At 63.1% G+C, this 472-nt stretch carries 1 protein-coding gene; it reads left to right on the forward strand.

Annotated elements, in window-relative coordinates; all coding sequences use genetic code 11:
* Window positions 1-223: 223 nt before the first annotated feature.
* Window positions 224-406, forward strand: coding sequence for an IS66 family insertion sequence element accessory protein TnpB (tnpB, locus tag LH128_RS32700; RefSeq protein WP_008833565.1), 183 nt, complete (start codon window positions 224-226; stop codon window positions 404-406).
* The last annotated feature ends 66 nt before the right edge of the window (window positions 407-472 follow it).

Below are 472 nucleotides of genomic sequence, written 5' to 3' on the forward strand. Positions count from 1 at the left end.
GAGCGGCAGAGTGCGAACGGGCAGCGGAGCACGGGGCAGTTGCCGGATCCGTCGGCGTTTATCCGGGTGGAGACGTCTCCGGCGCCTGCGGAGCGACACACTGGTGGGATCGCGCCCCGGTCTGCTGGATTGGTACCGTCAGTGCGGTTGCAGGCGTCGATGCCAAATGGCGTATCTCTGACGCTGGAGGGGTGTGACGCGCAGTTGCTGGTGGTGATGATCGATGCGCTGGGGCATTGCCATGTTCCGGCTCGCTGAAGATCTGCGCGTCTATCTCCACCGGGATCCGATCGACTTTCGCTGTGGGATCAACAGCCTTGCGATCCTGGTCGAGCAGTCGATGGGCCTCAATCCGTTCGAGCGCGCGGCGTTGACGATGAGCAAAATATCAATGCTATCGTACTGAGCTGATCCGTACGCATCCGCTAGCTGGCGCGGAGCCGCCGGAGTTCAGGCGGCGAGTTCCTCGGCG

This window comes from Sphingomonas sp. LH128, from assembly GCF_000293195.2.
GTDB classification, from domain to species: domain Bacteria; phylum Pseudomonadota; class Alphaproteobacteria; order Sphingomonadales; family Sphingomonadaceae; genus Novosphingobium; species Novosphingobium resinovorum_A.